Source organism: Streptomyces sp. NPDC059832, assembly GCF_042731715.1.
GTDB lineage: Bacteria > Actinomycetota > Actinomycetes > Streptomycetales > Streptomycetaceae > Streptomyces.
The window spans coordinates 1-7,838 of sequence record NZ_JBHWIY010000081.1 but is presented as its reverse complement, the minus strand read 5'-3'; the positions used below and the strand labels follow the sequence as shown (position 1 = coordinate 7,838).

The 7,838-nt window shown below is 71.9% G+C and carries 7 protein-coding genes; 5 read left to right on the top strand and 2 right to left on the bottom strand.

What is annotated here, in order from left to right; all coding sequences use genetic code 11:
• On the bottom strand, nt 1–1,005 hold a 1,005-nt coding region (locus ACFV8T_RS45020; RefSeq protein ID WP_385339581.1), incomplete at its 3' end, for a glycoside hydrolase family 18 protein.
• A 374-nt stretch (nt 1,006–1,379) separates the two neighbouring features.
• Here ACFV8T_RS45020 and ACFV8T_RS45015 point away from each other — a divergent pair.
• On the top strand, nt 1,380–2,552 hold the full coding sequence (locus ACFV8T_RS45015; protein ID WP_385339578.1) for an acyl-CoA dehydrogenase family protein: 1,173 nt from the start codon (nt 1,380–1,382) through the stop codon (nt 2,550–2,552).
• A 466-nt stretch (nt 2,553–3,018) separates the two neighbouring features.
• Here the strand turns inward: ACFV8T_RS45015 and ACFV8T_RS45010 are convergent, their stop codons facing one another.
• Nucleotides 3,019–3,408, bottom strand: a complete 390-nt coding sequence (locus ACFV8T_RS45010) for a hypothetical protein (RefSeq protein WP_385339575.1) — start codon at nt 3,406–3,408, stop codon at nt 3,019–3,021.
• Nucleotides 3,409–3,612: 204 nt separating this feature from the next.
• Between ACFV8T_RS45010 and ACFV8T_RS45005 the strand changes: the two genes are divergently transcribed.
• From ACFV8T_RS45005 to fxsA, 4 genes are all read left to right on the top strand, one after another.
• Entirely contained in the window at nt 3,613–4,053 is a 441-nt protein-coding gene (locus ACFV8T_RS45005; RefSeq protein ID WP_124718962.1) for an Lrp/AsnC family transcriptional regulator, read from the top strand.
• Between the two features lie 46 nt (nt 4,054–4,099).
• Complete coding sequence (locus tag ACFV8T_RS45000; protein ID WP_385339572.1) at nt 4,100–5,746, top strand: amidohydrolase; 1,647 nt, start codon at nt 4,100–4,102, stop codon at nt 5,744–5,746.
• 560 nt (nt 5,747–6,306) lie between these two features.
• The gene (locus ACFV8T_RS44995; protein ID WP_385339569.1) at nt 6,307–7,074 is read left to right on the top strand and encodes a polyprenol monophosphomannose synthase; all 768 of its coding nucleotides are present in this window, start codon (nt 6,307–6,309) and stop codon (nt 7,072–7,074) included.
• A gap of 98 nt (nt 7,075–7,172) precedes the next feature.
• Entirely contained in the window at nt 7,173–7,763 is a 591-nt protein-coding gene (fxsA, locus tag ACFV8T_RS44990; protein WP_385339566.1) for an FxsA family membrane protein, read from the top strand.
• Nucleotides 7,764–7,838: the final 75 nt, after the last annotated feature.

Here is a 7,838-nt window from a genome sequence, read left to right as displayed (position 1 = left end):
GTCCTGGGTGACGCCGGTCCAGCCGCGGCCGTAGAAGCCGATGCCGAGCAGCAGTTTGGCGGCGGGGACGCCCTGGGCCTTCAGCTTGGCGATGGTGGCCTCGCTGTTGAAGCCGTCCTTCGGGATGCCGTTGTACGAGGTGAGCGGGGAGTGCGGGGCGGTCGGCCCCTTCGCGTCCCAGGCGCCGAAGAAGTCGTACGTCATCGGGTTGTACCAGTCGACGTACTTCGCCGCGCCGCCGTAGTCGACCGCGTCGAGCTTGCCGCCGTCGGAGGCGTCGGCGGTGATCGCCGAGGTGACCAGGTTGCTCGTCCCGAACTTGGTGCGCAGCGCCGCCAGCAGGTTGCCGTAGGCCTCGCGCCCGCTGGTGTCGCAGGTCAGACCGCAGGCGTTGGGGTACTCCCAGTCGATGTCGATGCCGTCGAAGACATCGGCCCAGCGCGGGTCCTCCACCAGCTGGAAGCAGGACTCGGCGAACGCGGCCGGGTTCTTCGCCGCCTCGCCGAAGCCGCCGGACCAGGTCCAGCCGCCGAACGACCAGATGACCTTCAGGTCCGGGTGCAGCTTCTTCAGCTTGCGCAGCTGGTTGAAGTTGCCGCGCAGGTCCTGGTCCCAGGTGTCCGCCACACCGTCGACGGACTGGTCGGCCGTGTACGCCTTCTCGTAGTCGGCGTACGAGTCGCCGATCGCGCACTTGCCGCCGGTGACGTTGCCGAAGGCGTAGTTGATGTGTGTGAGTTTGTCGGCCGAGCCGGAGGTCTCGATGTTTCTGACATGGTAATTGCGCTGGTAGACACCCCAGTTGGTGAAGTATCCGACCACTTTGTCGCCGGCCGCTGTGGGGGCGGCGCCGGCGGACGCGGGGGCCGCTGCCCGCGTGGTGGTGGGGGTCGCGCCGGCCGAGGCGGTGCCCGCGGCACCCAGCAGGGCGGCGCCGAGGGCGGCGGTACAGGCGGCTGCGGCGAGCGCCCGGAAGCGGGCGCGGGGACGATGCGGTCCGAACATCTTGTCTCCTCGTGGGGGAGGGAACTTGCTTGTGGGGGCTGGCAGTCGGCCATCGCATGGACTTGGCATGAACGCGCAAAGGCCGTTCCGGTGGGAACCGTAGATGGACTAGACCAGTCAGGTCAATGGTTCGGACCAATCCTGCTGATCGTTTCGTCCGGTGCCGAGTCGCCCGGTCACCCCGTGACGGATATCGTCCGATCGGGCATACTCAAGCCGCCACAGCCGCTGGCCAGCAGCTCTCGTAATCCGACGAGGCCGGCGTCGGCTGGGCAGCAGTGCTTTTCCGGGTCGCGCCCGGAAGCCCCCGGCGGCGCCGCCCACACCCCGCGCGCGCGACCGTCGCAACGCCCGACAGGGAGGAGAGCGCCGTCATGACCGACCGTGCCCCGCAATTGGTGGAACGCCGTCTGCCCACCGAGGAGTCCAGGCAACTCGTCGCGCTCGTCCGCGACATCGCCCAGCGAGAGATCGCGCCCCGGGCGGCGGAGGAGGAGGAAGCGGGCCGGTTCCCGCGCGAAGTCTTCACGCTGCTCTCCGACTCCGGACTGCTGGGACTGCCCTACGACTCCGCGTACGGCGGCGGCGACCAGCCGTACGAGGTCTACCTCCAGGTCCTCGAAGAGCTGGCCGCCGCCCGGCTCACCGTCGGCCTCGGCGTCAGCGTCCATTCCCTCGCCTGTCACGCGGTCGCCGGATACGGCACCAAGGAGCAGCGGACCGAACACCTCCCGGCGATGCTGGGAGGGGGCCTGCTGGGCGCCTACTGCCTCTCCGAGCCCGCCGCGGGCTCCGATGCCGCCTCGCTCCGTACGAAGGCCGTACGGGACGGCGACGACTGGGTCATCACCGGCACCAAGGCGTGGATCACCCACGGCGGCATCGCGGACTTCTACACGGTCCTGGCCCGCACCGGCGCCGAGGGCGCCCGCGGGATCACCGCGTTCCTGGTTCCCGGCGATGCCCAGGGGCTCGACGCGGCCGTCCCCGAGAAGAAGATGGGCATGAAGGGCTCGCCCACCGCCCAGCTGAACTTCGACGGCGTACGGGTCTCCGGCGCGCGCCGGATCGGCGAGGAGGGCCAGGGCTTCGCCATCGCCCTGTCCGCACTCGACTCCGGGCGGCTCGGCATCGCCGCCTGCGCGATCGGTGTCGCCCAGGCCGCCCTGAGCGAGGCCGTCGGCTACGCCACCGGACGGGAGCAGTTCGGCCGCCCCATCGCGGACTTCCAGGGGCTGCGCTTCATGCTCGCCGACATGGCCACCCAGATCGAGGCGGGCCGGGCGCTCTACCTGGAGGCGGCCCGGCTCCGCGACGAGGGCAAGCCCTTCTCGCGCCAGGCGGCCATGGCCAAGCTGTTCTGCACGGACACGGCCATGCGGGTCACCGTCGACGCCGTCCAGGTGCTCGGCGGATACGGCTACACCCTCGACTTCCCCGTCGAGCGGCTGATGCGCGAGGCCAAGGTGCTGCAGATCGTCGAGGGCACCAATCAGATCCAGCGGATGGTCATCGCACGCCACCTCGCGGGTCCTGAGACGCGCTGACCCGCAGCGGCCGGTCCGACCACACGGGCGTCGCCATGATCCGGTTCCACTCCTGGTCATGGTGGCCCGGCAGGGTCCGGTCCGCGCTCTCCCAACGACGCAGCAGGGCCCGGTAGATGGGCGGATCGGTGGAGTGCGGTACCGGTCGCGGAGCCGACCGCGGGGGCACGGGCCGGGGCACCGGCTGCGAACCGGGCTGCGGAACCGATTCTTCGGCGGTGGGAGCGGCGAGGCGGCGGCGGCCGGGACCGGCCGTTGATTGCAGCAGGGTCATGCCCCGCCAACGGCGCGGGGCGGGCCCTGGTCACTGTCCGGCCGAATAGAGAGCCCGTTCGCCCCGTCCCCGGGCGGCGGGCGGTCCTCGCCGGGGGCACCACGCCGGTCGGGCCGTCGTGGTGCGGCGCAGAGGTGCCGGGCGGGCCCGGAAACGTGTCCGGGCCGGTCCCGCGCGGACGCGGGGCTGCCGTCAGGCCGCGTCGCGCCGCATCCGCGGCACCCGCAGCGGGCGCGAGCCGGGGCCGCCGGCGTGCGAGAACGGCTGCATCCTCCAGTCGAGTCCCTGAGGGAGCGTCAACAGCAGGCCCGTTTCCTGTTCCTGGGCGTCGAACGAATCGTCGGCGGGCCGCGACTGCGACGCCGCGCGGCCCGTGCCGGCGCAGACGGTCAGCACGAACGGGTTCCACGGCGTCGGGCACAACGCGTGCTCCGGCAGTACGTCCTCGTCCGCCAGCAGCGCGATCGGCTGCGCGCAGTCCGGGCAGATCACCCGGTACATCTCGAAGGTGTCGTACGCGTCGGGAGCGGCGTCCTCGACGGGTTCCGGTTCGATACGTCCGGTGAGCTTCAGGCTCTGCATGGGAAATTCCCCCCTCAGGTGGGCCGACCAGGCGACACGGCCTCGACCACAGCAAGCACTTCCCGTCGCGCATCCGCCGTAACCGCGAGGTGGTCGGCTACCCACCCGTAAACCTGTGGCATTCGTCACATGCCTGCCGCAGGTGCCCCTTCCGGAGCCCGTGGCGCTGTGCCTGGAGGGACCCGGGGCAATAGATTGATCCGTATGGAGGAGCTGGACCGACAGATCGTGGAGTTGCTCGTCAAGGACGGGCGGATGAGCTACACCGACCTGGGCAAGGCCACGGGCCTGTCCACATCGGCCGTTCATCAGCGTGTCCGCAGGCTGGAGCAGCGCGGGGTGATCCGGGGCTACGCCGCGGTCGTCGACCCCGAGGCCGTCGGCCTGCCGCTCACCGCGTTCATCTCGGTGAAACCCTTCGACCCGAGCGCGCCGGACGACATCGCCGAGCGGCTCGCGGACGTCCCGGAGCTGGAGGCGTGTCACAGCGTCGCGGGTGACGAGAACTACATCCTCAAGGTGCGGGTCGCCACGCCGCTGGAGCTGGAGCACCTGCTCACCCGGATCCGCTCGCTCGCCGGTGTCTCCACCCGGACCACGGTTGTCCTGTCCACGCCGTACGAGGCCCGGCCGCCGCAGATCTGAGGGGGTCGCGGACCGCGCGGGTCCGGGCAGGCGCGAGACTGGTCCCATGACCGAGAGCACCGCCCCTCAGAGCGAACACCGCACCGTGCTGCTGCGCGGTGGAGACGTCCACAGCCCCGCCGACCCCTTCGCCACCGCCATGGTGGTCGAACGCGGCCATGTCGCCTGGGTGGGCTCCGAAGGGGCCGCCGACGCCTTCGCGAGCGGCGTCGACGAGGTGATCGACCTCGACGGTGCGCTGGTCACCCCCGCGTTCACCGACGCCCATGTGCACACCACATCGACCGGCCTGGCCCTCACCGGCCTCGACCTGTCCGGCGCCCGGACCCTCGACGAGGCGCTCGGCCTGCTGCGCGCGTACGTGGCCGCGCACCCCGCGGACCGGGTCGTCCTCGGCCACGGCTGGGACGCCACGCGCTGGCCGGAGCGTCGCCACCCCTCGCGCGGCGAGCTCGACGCGGCCGCCGGCGGACGACCGGTCTATCTGCCCCGTGTCGATGTGCACTCCGCGGTCGTCACCACCGCCCTGCTCGACCTGGTCCCGGGCGTCACCGGGCTGACCGGCTACCACCCCGACGCCCCGCTGACCGGAGCCGCCCACCACGCGGTCCGCTCCGCGGCCCACGGCGCCGTCTCGCCGCGGCAGCGTGCCGACGCCCAGCGCGCCGCCCTGCGGCACGCCGCGTCGCTCGGCATCGGCACCGTCCACGAGTGCGGCGGCCCCGACATCTCCGACGAGGAGGACTTCGCCGCACTGCTGAAGCTCGCCGCCGCGGAGAGCGGACCGCGGGTCTTCGGCTACTGGGCCGAGCAGGTCGCCGACGAGAAGGACGCCCGCCGGATCAGGGAGCTCGGCGCCGTCGGAGCGGCCGGAGACCTCTTCGTGGACGGCTCGCTGGGCTCGCACACCGCCTGCCTGCACGAGCCGTACGCCGACGGTCCGGCCGGACGCACGGGCACCGCCCATCTGGACGCGGCGCAGATCGCCGCGCACGTCACCGCGTGCACCGAGGCGGGGCTGCAGGCCGGCTTCCACGCCATCGGGGACGCGGCGGTCTCCGCCGTGGTGGAGGGGGTCAGGGCCGCCGCCGAGACGCTCGGCCTGCCCCGGATCCGGGGTGCCCGGCACCGTGTCGAGCATGCCGAGATGCTCACCCCCGAGACCGTCGCCGCGTTCGCGGAGCTGGGTCTGACCGCCTCCGTCCAGCCCGCCTTCGACGCGGCCTGGGGCGGCGAGGAGGGCATGTACGCGCAGCGGCTCGGCGTCGAGCGGGCCAGGACCCTCAACCCGTACGCGGCGCTCCTGCGGGCCGGTGTGCCCCTGGCCTTCGGTTCCGACAGCCCGGTGACCCCGCTCGACCCGTGGGGCACCGTACGGGCCGCCGCCTTCCACCGCACGTCCGAGCACCGGATCTCCGTACGGGCGGGCTTCACCGCCCATACCCGGGGCGGCTGGCGGGCCGTCGGCCGCGACGACGCGGGGACCCTGGTGCCCGGCGCCCCGGCCGACTACGCGGTCTGGCGCACCGCTGACCTGGTGGTCCAGGCCCCGGACGACCGGGTCGCCCGCTGGTCGACCGACCCCCGGTCGGGAACGCCCGGCCTGCCCGATCTCACCCCGGGTGCCGAGCTGCCGGTCTGTCTGAGGACCGTGGTCTTCGGACAAACGGTCTACGCGCGGCCGAACGAGTGACGTCCGGACATTTCGTATCGTCACTGATCGTGGTCCCCGTTCTGCCGCGACCTGCGGATCTTCGCTACTGACCAGGCAAGTTTCGTAAATATTGCAGGTCAGACGGCTATTGACAGAACGCGCCCACCGGCCGGTAGGTTCGGCCGAGTCCACCACAGGACGTCCGACCGGTAAACCTCCACGCAGTCGTCGAACGCCGCTGGGTCATGGGGTGGTGTGCCGCACCGGCGCACCACCACTGGCAGCCAGGTTCAGCGCCCGCGCCTCGGGGGCGAGGGAAGGTTTCATCCGGACGGCGGTGCGACCCGGGTGGGGCCCGGACGTTCAGTAGACAACGGCTCTAGGTCGACCCGCAGCCAGCGGGTCCCAGGTCGGCCCGAAGGGCGCCGGGCCCCCATCCGTAGTTCCCGCCCGCGTTCCCGTCCGCGCGCACCCGTGTTTCTGTCCGTACTTCCGTCCATCTGTCCCCGGCGATGCCCGGCCCCGTCCGACCACGTCGGCGAGGGGTCACCGCCCGCTGGATATGGTGTGCATCTGCGTACGGACTTAAGGGGCAGTAAGTGAACGACGGCGGTCAGCGGCGGTACGGCCCGCTCGGCAGAATCCTGGTGATCATTCCGACCTACAACGAGGCCGAGAACATCAAGCCGATCGTCAGCCGGGTGCGCGCCGCTGTGCCGGACGCCGACATCCTGGTCGCCGACGACAACAGCCCGGACGGCACCGGCAAGGTCGCCGATGAGATCGCCGCCGGGGACAGCCAGGTCCACGTGCTGCACCGCAAGGGCAAGGAAGGGCTGGGCGCGGCCTATCTCGCAGGCTTCAGCTGGGGCTCCGAGCACGGCTACGGCGTGCTCGTGGAGATGGACGCCGACGGTTCCCACCAGCCCGAGGAACTGCCCAGGCTGCTCACCGCGCTCAAGGGCGCCGACCTGGTGCTCGGTTCCCGCTGGGTGCCGGGCGGGCGCGTGGTCAACTGGCCGAAGTCCCGCGAAATGATCTCCCGCGGCGGCAGCACGTACTCCCGGCTCCTCCTCGGGATGCGGACCAGGGACGTCACCGGTGGCTACCGGGCCTTCCGCGCCGAGACCCTGGACGGCATCGGCCTCGACCAGGTCGCCTCGCAGGGCTACTGCTTCCAGGTCGACCTGGCCCGCCGGGCCGTCGAAGCCGGCTATCACGTCGTCGAGGTGCCGATCACCTTCGTCGACCGGGAGATCGGTGACTCGAAGATGAGCCGCGACATCCTGGTCGAGGCGCTCTGGCGGGTCACTTCCTGGGGTGTCACCTCCCGTACGAACCGGGCCCTGGGCCGCAAGGCGATCTGATCCGCCGCGCCCGCCGCCACCGGCGGCGGGCATCGGGTCCGACGCCCATGATCACCCCCTTGTGCCGTTCGGACGCCCGTACGGGCACACTGGGGACCATGACGACCGGCACACCGCCCCCGACCGCCCCCAGGCGTTCTCGCGCCCGAACCTTCGTCCCTCTCGCCGTCGCCGCCTGGGCGGTGCTGGAGATCTGGCTGCTCACCATCGTGGCCGACGTGGCGGGCGGGTTCACCGTACTGCTGCTCCTGGTGGCGGGCATCGTGCTCGGCGCCGCGGTGATGAAGCGGGCCGGCCGCCGGGCCTTCCGCAACCTCACCCGGACGCTCCAGCAGATGCCGGGGCAGCCCGGGGCCGCCGCTGCTCCACCGGCCGCAGGCTCGGGCGGCAGGGGCAACGGCTTCCTGATGCTCGGCGGGCTGCTGCTGATGATCCCCGGGATCGTCTCGGACGTGGCGGGGCTCCTGCTGCTGGTGCCACCGGTCCGTTCGCGGCTCGGCCGGTACGCGGAACGGTCGCTGGAGCGCCGGATGCGTGCCGCGAGCCCCGGCAGCCTCTCCGACGCCTTCCAGCAGGCCCGCATTCACCGGCCGGACGGGAAGGTCGTGCAGGGTGAGGTCATCCGCGAGGACGGCGCACAGCCGGACGCACGCCCCGATGAGAGCCCCCGGCCACCACTGACTCCCTGAACGGGCGAGTTCCGCCGCTGCGGTACGACAGAGCCAAAAGGGGGGGGAGGGGGAAGGGGGAGCGAGGAGAGCGGG